The following is a 15,610-nucleotide window of genomic DNA, read 5'->3' on the forward strand; positions in this document are numbered from 1 at the left end:
CACCTGTCCTGCGCGCTCGACTTGTGCCAGACGGGCGGCATGACCTGTGACCTGCGCTGCCGTCGCTCTGCGAACCTTGCGTGTTCGTGCGCCCCTCGTGACCTGTCGGGGGCGCTATGACCGCGATCGGCATCTATGGCAGCAGCGGCCGGATGGGCCGCGCGATCGCCGAACAGATCGAGGCGGCGGGCGCGCGACTGGCGGGCGGCGTCGATGCCGGCGGCGATCCGCACGCGCTTGCGCAAATATCCGACGTTCTGGTCGATTTCTCCACCCCCGCCGCGCTGGAGGCGCATGTCGCCGCCGCCCGCGCGACGCGCACGCCGATCGTCATCGGCACCACCGGCCTCAGCCTCGACCAGCATGCCATGATCGACGCCGCGGCGACTGACATTGCGGTGCTCCAGACCGGCAACACGTCATTGGGCGTCACGTTGCTCGCGCAATTGGTCCGCGAGGCGGCAATTCGGCTCGGCACCGACTGGGATATCGAAATCGTAGAGGCGCATCACCGCCACAAGGTCGACGCGCCGTCCGGCACCGCGATCCTGCTTGGCGAGGCCGCCGCGAGCGGGCGGGGGACGACGCTGTCCGAATTGCGCGTCGACGGCCGCGCGGGGCTGACGGGCGCGCGGACCGAGGGCACGATCGGGCTGGCCAGCATCCGCGGCGGTTCGATCGTCGGCGATCACAATGTCGTCTTCGCCAGCGAGGGCGAACGGATCGAACTTGCCCATCTGGCACAGGATCGCGGCATCTTCGCCAAGGGCGCGGTGCGGGCCGCGCTGTGGCTGGCGGGCCAGCCCGCCGGCCGCTATCGCATGGGCGACGTGCTCGGCCTGTGATCACGAGGGGCCGGTGAAAAAGGCAGACGTCTTCGAATTCTACCGCCGTCTGGCGGAAGCGAACCCGCATCCCGAAACCGAGCTGGAATCGGGCAACGTCTTCCAGCTGCTGGTCGCGGTGGTGCTGTCCGCCCAGGCGACCGATGCCGGCGTCAACAAGGCGACGCGCGCGCTCTTCGCCGAGGTGAAGACGCCCGAACAGATGGTGGCGCTGGGTGAGGACGGCCTGAAACAGCACATCAAGACGATCGGCCTGTTCAATACCAAGGCGAAGAACGTCATCGCGCTGTCGGAAGCCCTGATCGCGCAGCACGACAGCGAGGTGCCGAACGACCGTGCGGCGTTGGAGGCGCTGCCCGGCGTGGGCCGCAAGACCGCCAACGTCGTTCTTAACGTCGCCTTCGGCGCCGAAACCTTTGCGGTGGACACGCATATCTTCCGCGTCGGCAACCGCACCGGCCTTGCCCGCGGCAAGACGCCGCTCGCGGTGGAGCTGAAGCTCGACAAGGCGACGCCGCAGCCCTTTCGCCTGCACGCGCATCACTGGCTGATCCTGCACGGCCGCTACATTTGCAAGGCGCGCACGCCCGAATGCTGGCGCTGCCCCGTCGCCGACCTGTGCGCCTACAAGCCCAAGACCCCGCCACCCAAGCGTACCAAGGCCCCATAAAGCACTGGCGCAACCCCGAGGCCTTTGCTAGGCGAGCCACCCAGGCACCCGTAGCTCAGCTGGATAGAGCGCTGCCCTCCGAAGGCAGAGGTCACAGGTTCGAATCCTGTCGGGTGCGCCATTTTTGAATGACTTAATGGCAGTATCAGCGGCCATCCGGTAATGATCCGGTAAAATCGGGTGTAGCGTGCGGTCCTTGCGCGACTCAGCTATCAGTCATCGATCATGCTGCTACTCATGCTGGGACGTGCAGCAGGCTTGCAGGGATCGCCGTTGCTGTATGCCTGCTCCCGCGCTTGCACGACCGCTGCTCGGACAGCGGATCGCTCCTCCAAAGTCATGCGCGCCCAATCAGGCGATTGCTGAACACGACCCGCTGTCTGTTCAATGTCACGAAGTGATGTGCAGACCTGTTCGTTTCTGACGAGCAATATCGCATAGAGCGTGTCCGCCTTGTCCTGCCGCAGGCGCTGCTCTTCCGCCTGAAGTTCTGACACGAATTGTTGCGTGTTGAAGGTGTCCGACACTGTGAGTCGCGGAAATCGAGTCCGAAGCGATTGAGCCTCTTCGCGTCTGAGTTCTAACGAACGATCAATCTCGATGCGTTGCGCATGCAGGCTGATTGTCTCGCGACTAATCTCTCTCAAGGAGGCATCCTGTTGCGACAACTGCGCCTCAAGCTGGTTGAGCGTCTCGGACTGCGCCGAGGTTTGAAGGCTGGCCGCCGCGATCAAACCTAAGATTGAAGCTGCTGTTGCAAGCATATCCATTCGCCCGTGCTCGCCGCACCGCCCGACAGTCGGGTCGGTTGAACGACGCAGACACAGGTACACGCCTCCCGCGTATTCGCCGAAGCTCTTGTATTCCGCAGGCCGCCCGACCGTTTGGTCGAGAGCCTGTGTCAGCCGCCGATTGCGGGCCGCTCCTTCCGTTCAAAGTCGGAGCAACAGACGGACAATAGCTGCGGCGGCGGCGCTGGCAAGAAGGGTGACACGCTTCTTGCGCACTAAATCCGCGATTTATCGTGATGGTCGGCGGCAGCATGCCGCGATATTTTCGACAGAAAGGGCAACGACTGCCCCTTGCTCTGTCAAAATTTGCCTAGGATTCTTCAGGAGGGGCGTTGCGCCCTGCTAGGCTAGTCGGGTGCCCGCGGCGGCGCGATGCGCTGTACGGGCTTCCTAGGCGGCCTCACGGGTTCTTGGCCGTTCAGGCCGCCGCCGAGCCGATGGCCAGGAGGTTGTCCAGGTCAGCCGCACGGATGACGCGGCGCTTGCCAATCTTCACCGATGGCAACGTGCCGTCGCCGATGAGCTTGAACAGCGTCGTCCGGCCTAAGCCGGTGGCGCGGGCCGCTTCGTCCACGCTGTACGCCAGCCGCAGCGGTGCAGGTCGGGTGAGTTCTTCATACATTCGAGCGCCTCCGCCGCTCGATGTAGCCGACACGCCGCCGGTGAGAAGTCATTTACTGAGACATTACCCGGCAACTTGCTCGATAATCCAATGCAGTTCCTTATTCTCTACTGCTCGGTTTTTATCTCTTTACCGGGTAAAGAGATGTATTTTTCTTCCTTCTAAGGATCAGATAATCTAATAACTTATATATCTCTTTACCGGGTAAAGAGAACAAAAACGTGCTATAGACGAGCCATACACCCTCCGTGTCTCGCTATCGCATCCAACGCTCGGCAAGTCACAACGCCAGCGCGCCCAGTGCCTTGAGCGCCGCGTCGCTTGCAAGGTGACCGTAGTGACGCTCGATCATCTCCGCACTGGTGCCGGAAATCTGCGCGATCGTCAGTAGCGGCAGCCCTGCCGCTACCAAGTCAGTGATCGTGCTATGCCGCAAGGTGTAGGCGGTGGCGTCGGACGGCAGCTCTGCCGCTGCCACCGCCTTCGCGATCGGCTGCTTCCAGTTGTCCTTGTTCCACCGGCTGCCGTTCGCCCGCATGAACAGTGGAGCCGTGGGCAGCTTTCCGACGATCTGCGACGCCAGCAGCGCAGCGGCCTCTACCGGAACCTTAATCCGTCGTGCCTTGCCCGCCTTGTCCTTGCCAATCGTCAGTTCGGACGTGCGCTTGTCGAACGCTCCCGCGTCCAGCGCCGCCATCGCGCCCGGACGCATCGGCAGCAGGCATAGCGCCTTCACGAACGGCGCAGCCTCCGCGTCGAGGTGCACCAGCAAGCTGCGCCGCTGCGACCGATCGAGATACAGGGTGCGCCGTCCATCTGCGTTGCCGTGCGCCTTCAATGCCTCCTGCCACGCACCCGCGCTCCCCGGCTGCCCGTGACGCATCACCCGATTGAGCGCAGCCCGCAGCACGGCCACGTCGCGGTTGATCGTGGACAAGGCTCGATCGCGGGTGCGCTGCTCCCCGCCTTTGCTCCGACTTACCAGCGACGGTTGATCGGCCAGCCGTCGTCGCCAGTCATCCAAGTCCTTGCGACGCAGCTTGTCGAGGCGACGCTTGGCCAGAGGATCGTCGTACACGTAGCGGCGGAACCGCGCCGCCGCCTCTGGTCGCTCCGCAGCGTAGGCACGGCAGGCATCGCCTACCGTCTCGATCTTCTCTTCGGTGTGTCCGCCTGCCTCGGTCAGTTCTGCGAACCGCTCCGCCTCCAGCTTCGCCGCTGCAAACTTGGCGTTGCCGGGCACGCTGGGGAACGCGCCCAACCGCTTCTTCTGGTAGCGGCTGGCGTCGGCATCGTAGGCGCGGGCGAACCACGTTCCCTCACCGCCCTTCGCCGATGGCGCGTAACCGACGAAGCATCCGGGACGCAGTCGTTGCCAGTAAGGCTCCGCATTAGCGGCAGAGCGCAGCGCCTCCCGATCCCTGACCCGGCTTAAGTCCCGCCCTGCCATTGCCCTGCCTCCAATCGTCGATCCGGTAATGTCCGGTAGCCGTCCGGTAAAACCTGCCCGAACAACTTTGAATCATCACGGACGGATTACAAGGGGCTACGGACTATGACGAACCATCGCGAACGCACTTTCTCTGCACTCCGAAGGCAGAGGCCACAGGTTCGAATCCTGTCGGGTGCGCCAGCTTTTCCGCCACTTCTGTCGATTCGGACCAGCCTCACGCTCGCAGAACCGCGCAGGAACATGCGCGTTCAAAACAGGAGCGCGCGTACAATGCGCGTACAGAGGCCGAGCCCGACCCCCGCGACCGAATCATCATGTGCAATGACCGCGGTCGGACGACATGGATGTCGTTGCGGTTTTCAGGCGAAAGCGCATTGGCAACGCCGATTGAGGCACCTAGGCGCCCATGAGCTCACCTCGTTGCATTTGGCAGAAACCCACGACCCGCCCGCGGAGCACCGCCAACCGAAAACTGACCATGGTTCTGTGCGTTGGAGCTGGATCCGACCCAGATGTCGAACGTGCCCGGATCGACCACCCAGCCGCGCTCGGCGGCGTTCCAATATTGTACGCTGCTCTCGTCGAGCGTGAACGACACCGTGCGCGTCTCGCCCGGCTTTAGTGTCACGCGCTGAAAGCCCTTGAGCTCGCGGACGGGGCGCGAGGCGCGGCCGGCCTGCTGGTGGATGTAGAGCTGTACGACCTCGTCTCCCGCGCGGTCGCCGCTGTTCGTGACGGTGGTCGACACCGTCACCCGACCGCCCGGTTGCAGCACCGGTGTATCGAGCTTGGGCGCGCCGATGGTGAACCGGGTATAGCTGAGGCCGTACCCGAATTCGAATTGCGGGGTCGAGGGGATGTCCCAATAGCGCTTGCCCTGGTCCTGGGGCATGTGCGTGGTGTTGTGGGCATAATAGATCGGGACTTGGCCGACGCTGCGCGGCCAGGTGACCGGCAGCTTGCCGCCGGGGTTCACGTCGCCGAACAGGGTACGCGCGATCGCGGTGCCACCGCGCGTGCCGCCGAACCAGGTGTGGAGGACCGCAGGCGCGCGCTCCAGCACGGATCCCAGCGCCAGCGGCCGCCCGCTCATCGTCACGACGACCACCGGTTTGCCGAGCGCCATCACCGCATCGAACAGCTTCATCTGGTCGCCGGGCAACGTCAGGTCGGATCGCGATGCGCCTTCGCCGCTCATGTCTTCGGCCTCACCCAGCGTCAGGATGATGAGGTCGGAGCGTTTGGCGAGCGCCACCGCAGCGTCGAATTCGCGCGTGGTGCGGGCCGCGTCCCACCGTGGCTCGGGCTTGGCTTGGCCCGGGATCGTGATGCTTTCGAACATCGAAGGCACGTTGCGTTTCAGCTGGACACCCGGTGCCGTCTCCACGGTCGCCGCGCGGCCCAGCCGGTCGCGGACGCCTTCGAACACCGTCACCGTTTCGGGCAGGTCGTATTGGAACGCCCATGGTCCCAGCATGTCGCGCTTCGAATTGGCACTGGCGCCGATCACCGCGACATGCGCGTTCGCGCCCGCTCGCAATGGCAAGGCGCCATCGTTCTTGAGCAGCACGAACGAGCGCTCGGCCGCCTGTTGTGCTGCATCCCGATGACCAGGGTCTGCGAGCGTGCGTCGGGCCTGTGCTTCATCGACGAAGGGGCGTTCGAACAGGCCCATCGTGAACTTGGCGATCAGGATGCGGCGTACCGCCTGGTCCAGCGTCGCTTCCGCCAGCTTGCCCGCACGCACACTGGCAGCGAGCGTCGCAGCCGAGGCGGCGGTGCCGAACGACATCTCCATATCGTTGCCTGCGGCTATGCTTCGGACCGCGGCATCCGCCTCGTCGCGTGCGAAATGCTGGACGACCTGGTTCTTGGTGCCGTTTGCGTCGGAGACGACCCAGCCCTTGAAACCCATCTGACCGCGCAGCACGTCGGTGAGCAGCCATGTGTTGCCGACCGCGGGTATGTCGTTGAGGTCCATGTACGCGCTCATGACGTTGCCCGCGCCTGCCTGCACCGCAGCGGCGAAGGGTGGCAGGATCACGTTGTAGAGCTGCGCATCAGACAGGTAGACGCCGTCATAGTCGCGCCCGCCGTCGGCGGCGGCATAGCCGGCGAAATGCTTGGGGCCTGCGATAATATGGCCGGGCGTACCGATTGCAGGGCCCTGAAATCCTTTCACCTGCGCGCGCGCCAAGACGGAGGCCAGGAACGGGTCTTCACCCGGTCCTTCGACGATCCGGCCCCAGCGCGGATCACGCGCCACGTCGAGCATCGGCGCAAACGCCCAGTGAATGCCCGCCGATCGCGCTTCCGCTGCGGCGACCGCCTGCGCGCGCTCGACGCCGGCGGGGTCCCAGGAGGCCGCATTGCCCAGCGGCACCGGGAAGATCGTACGGAAGCCGTGGATGACGTCATAGCCGAAGATCAGCGGGATCTTCAGCCGCGTTTCCTCCACCGCCACCTTCTGCAGCCGGTTGATGATCGCAGGATCGGTGACGAACAGCAGCGATCCGACCTTGCCGTCGCGGACGCTCGGCGCGAACTCCTCGAACGTGCCGAACATGAACTGCTGCGAAACCTGACCGGCCTTCTCCTCCAGCGTCATCGCGCGCAGCAGCGCCTCGGCGCGCTGCTCCGGCGATAGGCTGGTGCTCAACCACGTCGGCGCGGTTGGCGCATTACGCCCCGCCGCGATCGATGATGCGGCAAGCCCTGCCGCCACGATCCCGGTCAACGCCAGCGTCGCGAGCCTGGACTTGCGCATCATCAATCTCCTTTACCGTGTTCGTCGACGCCGCGCTTGATCAGAAGGACATGCGCGCACGAATGCCGCCATAGCGGCGGGCGTTGCGCGAGAAGGTCTGCGCGATCAGGCCCGGCGTACCGCCCGACGGTCCACCTAGGGCGCTGGCGAAGTGCGTGTTGAAAATGTTGTTGACGAACAGCGCGACGCGCAGACCGCCACGATCCTTCTGATCGATGCCGATGCTGCCGTTGACCAGAGCATAGCCCCGCTCGACCGAATAGGGATCGTTGAGCAGCGAGAAGTTGACCGAGCTCTGGTAGCTCAGATCGGCCTGCACGAAGGCGTCGAACGGCATCCGTTCAAGCGCGACGTCATAGGTGGTGCCGACGTTGAACTTCCACCGGGGAGCATTGCTGAGTTGCTTGCCCGACAGGTCCTGGAAGCCGGTCGTGGAGCCTGCCACCGGCAAACATCCCTGCGCCGCCGTCTGCCCGACATAGCATTGCGCGTTGCGGAACTCGCGGATCTTCGCATCGGTATAGCTGATGCCGCCATCGATCAGCAGTGCCTCCACCGGGCGCGCCTGGAATTCGGCCTCGATGCCGCGCGTGCGAACCTTGCCGACGTTGTTCAACTGCAGCTGGATCGTCTGGTCGGGCAGTTGCACGCCCGACTGGGCTTGGAAATCGCTGAAGTCGGTCCAGAAGGCGGCGACGTTCAGCTGCACGCGATTGTCGAGGAAGCGGCTCTTCAAGCCGAGCTCGTAGGCCTTCGACGTTTCGGGGCGGACGGGCACGGCGGCACGCTGCGGGGTAAAGCCCGTCGCGATGTCATACCCCTGGCCCTTGTAGCCGGTCGAGAACGAGGCATAGGCCATGACGCGTTCCGCCAGATCCTGGCGCAGCGCGATCTTGCCGGTCACCACGCTGTCGGATGCTTTGCCGCTGCACAGCGACAGACAGGTCGCATTGTTGGCCGGGGCCACAGCGGGCACGTTGGTGTTGAGGTAGTTGACCGAAATGTCTTCGTGATTGGCGCGAAGGCCGGCGTCGATATGGGTGGTCGCCGCCAGGTCGTAGGTCAGCTGCGCGAAGCTCGCATACGTCTTGGTGCCATTGCTGGAATTCCAGCGTGCGACCACGGGGCCGGACGGCCCGCGATCAAAGGTACGATCGGTCTTGCCGTCGGAATAATAGAGGCCGACGACATAGCTGAACGGGCCGCTGCCCTTCGATGCGACGCGCAATTCCTGCGCGAACTGGCGCGAATGGAAGCCGCTCTGCGCGACGATGCCGCCGGGCAGGCCCAGGATCGTGCCGGGCAGATAATCGAAGTCTTCCGCGAATCGGAAACGCCAATCCTGGTAGCTGGTGATTGACACCAGGTTTGCCACGCCAAGGTCCACCGTCACGCGGCCACTGCCGTTCGTCTGGCGGCTCTTGTTGAACAAGGGGCCGTCGAACGCCGTTTCGAAATTGTCGCGTCCCGGCACGATCGATCCCAGTCGCTGCTGGACGGGCGCGCCATAGACGGTCGCGCCCGCGGGCACGCTGCGATAGGTGCGGGCCGTGCCGCGCGCTTGTGCAATCGAGTGGCCGGCGATCAGGTCGATCGTCACGTTGGGTGCTGGATCGATCGAAAGCCGCCCGCGCACGCCGTAGCTCTTGTCGTTGTTGAGGCGGCGGCCGTCATACGTATTGCGAATGAAGCCGTCGCGATCGCCGTAGAAGCCGTTCAGGCGAAAGCCGACGCCCTCGGCGACCGGACCGGAGATGACGCCATCGATGCGATATTCGTCGTCCGTGGTCGCGGTGCCGGTCACCGCCCCGGTGAAGTTGGCGGTCGGGCCTTGCGACACGATGTTGAGCGCGCCAGCAGAGGCGTTCTTGCCGAACAGCGTGCCTTGCGGCCCGCGCAGTACCTCGATGCGGGCAATGTCGCTGAGGCCGGAAAAGGCCTGCGCCTGCTGGAGCAGCGCGACGTCGTCGACGATGACCGCCACTGACGGTTCGATCGCGGTTGAGAAAGCGACGGTGCCGATGCCGCGCAGATTGATCGAGTTGTTGGTCGGCAGCGCGCCGGTCGTGACCGTCAGGCTGGGGGCGAGGCGCGGCAGATCGGAAATGGTCGACACGTTGCGGTTGACCAGCGTGTCTGCCGTAATAGCGGTGACGGCAACCGGCACGTCCTGCAGGTTCTGTTCGCGCTTCTGCGCGGTGACGACGATGTCCTCCAGGGCGCCGGAGTCGGTGGTCGAGGTATTGGAGCCCTGCTGATCTCCCGGCTGCGACAGCGGGCTGGCGGTGCCGTTGCCCGGCGGTGTCGGCGATGCCGAAATGGCACCCTCCTGCGCGAGTACGGGGCTGGCGAACGCGATCATCGCGGCGCCGGTGAGCAGAGCATAACTCTTTCGCATGGGACATCCCCCCTGATGAAGTCGCAATTGGCTGCGATCTGGTCAGGCCAGTTATGACAATCTATCCAGTGCGTCAACGGGTAAGCCGGTCAGTAGCAAGGATCATCCTTGACAGTCGGACGGGCTATCGGCGTATTGGCCTGACCAAAGGAGGGGCGAATGCGTATCGGTACGCGATGGTGGATCATCAGTCTGGTGACCATCGGCACGGTCTTGAACTACCTCGCGCGATCCTCGCTGTCAGTGGCCGCGCCGACGCTGAAAGGCGAGTTTGCGATGACGACGCAGCAGTATAGCTGGGTCGTCGCCTCCTTTCAGGCTGCCTATACGGTGATGCAGCCGGTTGCAGGCTATCTGCTCGACTTGATGGCATTGCGGCTGGGCTTTGCCGTGTTTGCGGTCGGCTGGTCTGTCGCCAATTGCTGCCATGCGTTTGCGGCGGGCTGGCCCAGCCTCGCGGTGTTCCGCGGCATGCTGGGGCTGACCGAGGCAGCGGCGATTCCCGCCGGGCTGAAGACGGTCGCCGAATGGTTTCCGCCGCATGAGCGCACGGTCGCGACCGGCTGGTTCAACATCGGATCGTCCTTGGGCGCCATGATCGCACCGCCGATCGTCGTCACCTGTATCGCCATCTGGGGCTGGCAGTCCGCCTTCGTGGTCACCGGCGCGGTTGGAATTGTGTGGGCGGCGATCTGGTACGTCTTCTATCGCTCGCCTGCCGACCATTCGCGGCTGTCGGCGACCGAGCGCGCGCACATCGAAGCCGGCCGCGACGTGGCGGCGCAGGGCCATCAGGACGGGCCGACCAACTGGCGCGCCCTGCTGCGCACGCGGGACTTCTGGAGCATCGCCATCCCGCGCTTCCTTGCCGATCCGGCGTGGCAGACGTTCAGTTTCTTCATCCCGCTCTATTTGGTCGAAGCCAAGGGGCTTGATCTCAAGAGCGTCGCAGCCTTTGCCTGGCTGCCGTTTCTGGCGGCGGATGCGGGATCGCTGCTCGGCGGTTATTACGCGCCCTTCGTCATGCGTCGGTTCAACGTGTCCCTGCTCACTTCGCGCAAGATCGTGGTGACGACGGGGGCTCTGCTGATGGTCGGGCCCGCGTGCATCGGTTTGACCGTGTCGCCCGCCGCGGCGATCGCGCTGTTCTGTATCGGCGGTTTCGCGCACCAGATGCTGTCGGGCGCGTTGATGACGCTGGCGGCGGATCTGTTCGCCCCGCGGATCGTCGCAACGGCCGGAGGCATGGCGGGATCGGCAGCCTGGATCGGTGGATTGAGCTTTTCGCTGCTGATTGGCGCGCTGGCCGATACAATCGGCTACAATCCGCTGTTCGCCGCGCTCGCCGTTTTCGACTTCATCGGCGCAGCGGTACTGTGGACACTGCTGCGCCGGCCGCGTCTTGTGCCGCTTGCCTCCTAGCCGAGCAGGCGCGCGTAGACGTCATCCGTGCCGCGCGCCGGCACGGCACCTGCGCGCATCACGACCCATCCGGCCAGCCGGTGCCCGGCCAAGGCGGCGGCACGCGGGTCGGCACCGCGCAAGGTGGCGTGCAGATAACCCGCGTTGAAGGCATCGCCTGCGCCGCTGGTATCGATCGGCATCAGGCGCTGGGGCGGCGGCAGGATCTGACCGTCGGGCAACAGGCACCCGTCCGCACCCAGTTTGACGATGACCGTCGCCGCGCCGGTGGCTCGCCACCGGGCGGCCGTGTCGGTGGCGCTCGCGCTTGCGCTCTCCATCGCGCATTCGTCCTCGAGCGTCGGCAGGCCGATCGAGCAACAGGCGATGGCATGATCGCGCCACTGGCGGGCTTCCGCCGCATCGGCCCACAGCCGCGCCCGGTAGTTCCCATCGAAGGCGACCTGCTTGCCCTGCGCGCGCATCCGCCCGGCAAGCGATAGCAGCGCGGATCGGCCGGCATCTGGCAGGATGGCCAGCGAGATGAGGGAAAAGACGAGCAGGTCCGCCGCTTCCGCAGTCGCGATGGCAGCCTCTGCGGCGGGCAGGGCGAACATCTGCCGCGCGGCGCTGTCGCCACGCCAATAGCTGAAGGTGCGTTCGCCCTCGGCATCGGTCTGGATTGCGTAAAGCCCTGGCAGGCGGGCCGGATCGGTCAGGATGAGCGAGGTGTCCAATCCCTCGGACGTCCAATCGTCGCGCAGGCCCTCACTGAACGGATCGACACCCAGCGCGGTCAGATAAGCGACGCGATCGCCGCCGCGCGCCAGGTGGATGGCGGTGTTGAGCGTATCGCCGCCATAGCCGAGCCGCCACGTCGGCGCGTCCGGTGCGACCGCCGTGGCTGTCCGGCCGCGTGACAGTTCCAGCATTCCCTCGCCTGCTACCACGATCCGCACTGGCCACTCCCCATCTCGCTTCCCGCGCGGAATGTGATATTGGTCAGTCCGCTGTCAACGAAATGAGTCTGCGCATGCCCCTGCCTCTGTCCGCCGCCGCGGATCCGTTTCCCGCGTCGGGCGATCGGCTGTACCAGCGGCTGGCGCGTGTCCTGTTCGAACAATTGTCGTCAGGGCGCTATGGCATCGGCGACCGCTTGCCGGCGGAACGCGAACTCTCGGTCGAATATAACGTCAGCCGACCGGCGGTGCGTGAAGCGCTCATCGCGCTGGAGGTGCAGGGCTTCATCGAAGTGCGGATCGGGTCCGGGGCGTTCGTCCGGCGCTTGCCGGGGGACAGCGAGGATCGACCGGACTTCGCCATTACCGCCTTCGAACTGACCGAGGCACGGATGGTGTTCGAAGGTGAAGCGGCCGCGCTCGCGGCGATCCACATCACCCCAGAGGAACTTCAGGGGTTGAGGGCACTGGTCGACCGGATCGGCGAGGAAAACCTGCTACCTGACGTGACCGAGGACGCCGACCGGGATTTCCATCGCGCCATCGCGAAGGCGACGCGCAACGCCGCGATCCAGATGACGATCGACGAGTTTTGGCGCGTGCGGACTACGTCGCCCGAATGCGCCTTGCTTCATGACAAGGCGCGGCGTGCCAACGTCCGCCCCGTCGTCGCCGAACACCAGGCGATCTTCGATGCCCTATGCGCCCACGATCCTGCTGCCGCACGCGCGGCGATGCGCGCGCATCTGTCCGCGGTCATGGACCACCTGCTGTTTGCGACCGAGGAGCGGGCGATCGAAGAGGCGCGCCGGACGATCGCCTCGACCCGCGCACGCTATCGCGCGGCTGTGGACGTCTAAATTAACTGGTAAGACCAGTTTGACCCCGCTATGCAGGTCTCCATAGCTGGAGAGGCACTATGACGAACAAGGCGCTGTGCCTTTTCACGACCGCAAGCGCATTCGCGTCGATCGTTGCGCAACCTGTATATGCGCAGCATCCAAGCGTGGGGGAGGTGGTGGCGCAGGCTGCGCCGGTGCGTGGTGAAACCGTGCTCGGTCAAGGCTGGCGCTTTCACCTGGGTGCGCCCGCGAGCGATCCCGTGGCTGGGCCGCTGCAAGACGAGACCTGGCAACCGGTGACGGTGCCGCATACGTGGAACCGGGTCGGCTATTACCGGCCAAACGCGGCGTCGCACGTCAACACCGAACAATCGGTCAACAAAACGCAAGGCGTTGGCTGGTACAGCCTGCGTTTCACGCCGGCGGCGGCAGGGACGGCGGCTTCGGGAAAGCGACAGTGGCTCGAATTTGACGCCGCCAGCCGCATCGCCGACGTATGGCTCAACGGGCGTAAGCTCGGCCATCACGCCGGCGGATTCTCGCGCTTCCGTCTCGATGCGACGCAGGCACTGCGCCCCGGTCAGGAAAACGTGCTGCTCGTCCGCGTCGACAATAGTGCGCCCGCCGACAAGGATGCCGCAACGGCGGACGCCCTGCCGCTGACCGGCGATTTTTTCGTCCACGGCGGCCTTTACCGACCGGTACGCCTGGTGACGACCGATGCCATCCACATCGACATGGAGGATCATGGCGGGTCAGGTGTCGCGGCGTTTACGCTCGAGGCGAATGCGACCGCGGCGCGTGTCACGGTGCGGACGCGCGTCGCCACCGACAACAAGGGCCGCACGCCTGTCCGCATCGTCGCGCGTCTGATCGACACGACGGGCAAGGTCGCCGCAACGGCGCAGGGCGCGGCTATCCTCATGGCCGCGGCGTCGAAAGCGGGCGGGCCGCGGTCCGCCGTATCCGAAGTACCGAGTACGCTCGCTGTCGCGAACCCGCATCTGTGGCAGGGGACGAAGAACCCGTATCTGTACACGCTTGTCGTCGATGTCATCGACGCACGCGGGCGGGTACGCGACCGGGTGTCGCAACCGTTTGGCATTCGCACCATCCGCATCGATCCCGCGAGCGGATTGTACCTCAACGGCGAACATGTCGCGCTGCACGGGGTGGGCTATCATCAGGATCGTGAAGGGAAGGGCTGGGCCATCACGCCGCAAGACGTGGAGGACGACGTGGCGATCATGCGCGAGATGGGGGTGAACGCCATCCGGCTAACTCACTATCAGCACGGTCAGGCGATCCACGATTTCGCCGACAAATACGGCCTGTTGGTCTGGGACGAAATTCCGCTCGTGTCGGCGTGGACGCGCCGCGGTGAACTGGAACCGCGGACGGCGCTGGTTGAGAATGCGCGCCAGCAGCTGCGCGAGTTGATTCACCAGAACGGCAATCATGCTTCCGTCGTGACATGGGGGATCGCCAACGAGGTCGATTTCGGCAATTCGTTCCCGGCTTTTCTGACCGGTTATCCCGACGGCAAGTCGCCCGATCCGATGCCGCTCCTGCACAATCTTCAGACGCTTGCGCAGGCCGAGGACCCCAGCCGCCCGACCGCGCTTGCGACCTGTTGCGAAGGGCGCTTGTTCGACGAGGGCACCGCCATCCCGACAACCGCGGCGGCGGCTGACCTGGGCGGAGCGAACCGGTATTTCGGCTGGTATTTCGGCAAGCCCGGCGATCTCGGGCCGCATCTCGACATGCTGCGGGCGAAGCGGCCCGACCAGCCGCTGTCCGTGACCGAATATGGGGCCGGCGGCGCGACGACGATCCACACCGACGACGTGCTGGGCGGGCCGATCGATTCGCGCGGTCGCCTGCAGCCGGAAGAATATGAAAGCTATATCCACGAAGAGGCGTGGAAGGCGCTGAAGGCGCGGCCGTACCTGTGGGGCACGTGGCTGTGGAACTCATTCGACTTCGCAACCACCATTCGCGCCGAGGGCGATGCGCAGGACATCAATACCAAGGGACTGGTGACCTACGACCGGGCGATCCGAAAGGATGCCTATTACTTCTACAAGGCTAACTGGACCACCACGCCCACCGTTCACATCAACGGACACCGCTATACCGACCGCGCCTATCGAGTCGCCGACGTGCGAGTGTACAGCAATGCGCCAGCTACGGAGCTGACGCTCAACGGGCGCTCGCTCGGCACCCGCAGCGATTGTCCCGACCGCATCTGCGTCTGGCAACAGGTCGCGCTGGACGGCGGCTCGAACGATCTGGTGGCACGCGGCCGCTTCCCGGGCGCACCGGTCGAGGATCGCGTGTCGTGGCAGCTTGGTGCCGACGCGCAAGCCAATGTGCGGATCGACGCCGGCGCGATCGTCGCCGCACCGGCTACGCATCGTTTCGGGTCGGACGCCTTCTTCGCCGGCGGCGAAGCGGGGACGCTCAACAAGCCGGCGGACTATGGCAAGCCGGCCGTCGCCGCCCAGATCGCGGGAACGCCCGATGCTGCGGTCGCCGCGACCTATCGCCATGGGCGCTTCGGCTACAAGGTGCCCCTGCCGGACGGCCGTTATCGGGTGACGCTGACGTTCGTCGAACCGTCATTGGCGCCGGGCGAACGTGTCTTCGGCGTGACCGCGAACGGTAAGACGATCGTCTCCGCTCTGGATATCGCGCGCGAGGCGGGCGGCAGCGGCAAGGCGCTGCAACGTCGTACGCTGGTCTCGGTGCGGGGCGGAACGCTCGACCTCGGTTTCGTGCCGGGCAGGGGAGATGCGATCGTGTCGGCGATCGAGATCGCGGAGGTTGCCCGTGGCGCGCGCTGATCAGAAGCGAGCGGAG

The 15,610-nt window shown here is 65.2% G+C and carries 11 protein-coding genes and 1 tRNA gene; 6 read left to right on the forward strand and 6 right to left on the reverse strand.

Annotated features, from left to right (window positions below; genetic code table 11):
* Positions 1-116: 116 nt before the first annotated feature.
* The 3 genes from dapB (at position 117) to GGR47_RS02390 (ending at position 1,636) form a co-directional block, all read left to right on the forward strand.
* Positions 117-845, forward strand: coding sequence for a 4-hydroxy-tetrahydrodipicolinate reductase (dapB, locus tag GGR47_RS02380; RefSeq protein WP_147034832.1), 729 nt, complete (start codon positions 117-119; stop codon positions 843-845).
* A gap of 13 nt (positions 846-858) precedes the next feature.
* Positions 859-1,515: an endonuclease III gene (gene nth / locus GGR47_RS02385; RefSeq protein ID WP_147034831.1), complete on the forward strand. Its 657-nt coding sequence runs from the start codon at positions 859-861 to the stop codon at positions 1,513-1,515.
* Between the two features lie 44 nt (positions 1,516-1,559).
* Positions 1,560-1,636 (forward strand) — tRNA-Arg (locus GGR47_RS02390).
* A gap of 91 nt (positions 1,637-1,727) precedes the next feature.
* Here the strand turns inward: GGR47_RS02390 and GGR47_RS02395 are convergent.
* The 5 genes from GGR47_RS02395 to GGR47_RS02415 all read right to left on the reverse strand — a co-directional run bounded on the left by GGR47_RS02395 (position 1,728) and on the right by GGR47_RS02415 (position 9,546).
* Positions 1,728-2,285 (reverse strand): hypothetical protein, encoded by a 558-nt coding sequence (locus tag GGR47_RS02395; protein ID WP_147034830.1) that lies wholly within the window; start codon positions 2,283-2,285, stop codon positions 1,728-1,730.
* 439 nt (positions 2,286-2,724) lie between these two features.
* A complete protein-coding gene (locus GGR47_RS02400; protein WP_147034829.1) occupies positions 2,725-2,928 on the reverse strand; it encodes a helix-turn-helix domain-containing protein in 204 nt (67 codons plus the stop codon).
* A gap of 280 nt (positions 2,929-3,208) precedes the next feature.
* Positions 3,209-4,378, reverse strand: a complete 1,170-nt coding sequence (locus tag GGR47_RS02405; RefSeq protein ID WP_147034828.1) for a tyrosine-type recombinase/integrase — start codon at positions 4,376-4,378, stop codon at positions 3,209-3,211.
* Positions 4,379-4,793: 415 nt separating this feature from the next.
* Complete coding sequence (bglX, locus tag GGR47_RS02410; protein WP_244304927.1) at positions 4,794-7,151, reverse strand: beta-glucosidase BglX; 2,358 nt, start codon at positions 7,149-7,151, stop codon at positions 4,794-4,796.
* Between the two features lie 37 nt (positions 7,152-7,188).
* Entirely contained in the window at positions 7,189-9,546 is a 2,358-nt protein-coding gene (locus GGR47_RS02415; RefSeq protein ID WP_147034827.1) for a TonB-dependent receptor, read from the reverse strand.
* A gap of 159 nt (positions 9,547-9,705) precedes the next feature.
* Here GGR47_RS02415 and GGR47_RS02420 point away from each other — a divergent pair, with 159 nt between their 5' ends.
* Entirely contained in the window at positions 9,706-10,968 is a 1,263-nt protein-coding gene (locus tag GGR47_RS02420) for an MFS transporter (protein ID WP_147034826.1), read from the forward strand.
* On the opposite strand, the gene GGR47_RS02425 is transcribed toward GGR47_RS02420, so the two are convergent.
* The gene (locus GGR47_RS02425; protein WP_147034825.1) at positions 10,965-11,906 is read right to left on the reverse strand and encodes a sugar kinase; all 942 of its coding nucleotides are present in this window, start codon (positions 11,904-11,906) and stop codon (positions 10,965-10,967) included. The two genes, GGR47_RS02420 and GGR47_RS02425, sit on opposite strands and share 4 nt — an antisense overlap.
* A gap of 74 nt (positions 11,907-11,980) precedes the next feature.
* Between GGR47_RS02425 and GGR47_RS02430 the strand changes: the two genes are divergently transcribed.
* Together GGR47_RS02430 and GGR47_RS02435 are read left to right on the forward strand one after the other, a co-directional pair.
* Complete coding sequence (locus GGR47_RS02430; protein WP_183949419.1) at positions 11,981-12,766, forward strand: FadR/GntR family transcriptional regulator; 786 nt, start codon at positions 11,981-11,983, stop codon at positions 12,764-12,766.
* Positions 12,767-12,825: 59 nt separating this feature from the next.
* The gene (locus tag GGR47_RS02435) at positions 12,826-15,594 is read left to right on the forward strand and encodes a glycoside hydrolase family 2 TIM barrel-domain containing protein (protein ID WP_147034824.1); all 2,769 of its coding nucleotides are present in this window, start codon (positions 12,826-12,828) and stop codon (positions 15,592-15,594) included.
* Positions 15,595-15,610 lie beyond the last annotated feature (16 nt).

The organism is Sphingomonas aquatilis (assembly GCF_014196115.1).
Classification (GTDB): domain Bacteria; phylum Pseudomonadota; class Alphaproteobacteria; order Sphingomonadales; family Sphingomonadaceae; genus Sphingomonas; species Sphingomonas aquatilis.

Excerpts from the sequence above, each read along its gene's own strand:
- GGR47_RS02415 (WP_147034827.1), bottom strand. The coding sequence starts at position 9,546 with ATGCGAAAGAGTTATGCTCTGCTCACCGGCGCCGCGATGATCGCGTTC.
- dapB (WP_147034832.1), top strand. The coding sequence starts at position 117 with ATGACCGCGATCGGCATCTATGGCAGCAGCGGCCGGATGGGCCGCGCG.
- bglX (WP_244304927.1), bottom strand. The coding sequence starts at position 7,151 with ATGATGCGCAAGTCCAGGCTCGCGACGCTGGCGTTGACCGGGATCGTG.
- GGR47_RS02405 (WP_147034828.1), bottom strand. The coding sequence starts at position 4,378 with ATGGCAGGGCGGGACTTAAGCCGGGTCAGGGATCGGGAGGCGCTGCGC.
- GGR47_RS02435 (WP_147034824.1), top strand. The coding sequence starts at position 12,826 with ATGACGAACAAGGCGCTGTGCCTTTTCACGACCGCAAGCGCATTCGCG.
- GGR47_RS02395 (WP_147034830.1), bottom strand. The coding sequence starts at position 2,285 with ATGGATATGCTTGCAACAGCAGCTTCAATCTTAGGTTTGATCGCGGCG.
- GGR47_RS02400 (WP_147034829.1), bottom strand. The coding sequence starts at position 2,928 with ATGTATGAAGAACTCACCCGACCTGCACCGCTGCGGCTGGCGTACAGC.
- GGR47_RS02430 (WP_183949419.1), top strand. The coding sequence starts at position 11,981 with ATGCCCCTGCCTCTGTCCGCCGCCGCGGATCCGTTTCCCGCGTCGGGC.
- GGR47_RS02420 (WP_147034826.1), top strand. The coding sequence starts at position 9,706 with ATGCGTATCGGTACGCGATGGTGGATCATCAGTCTGGTGACCATCGGC.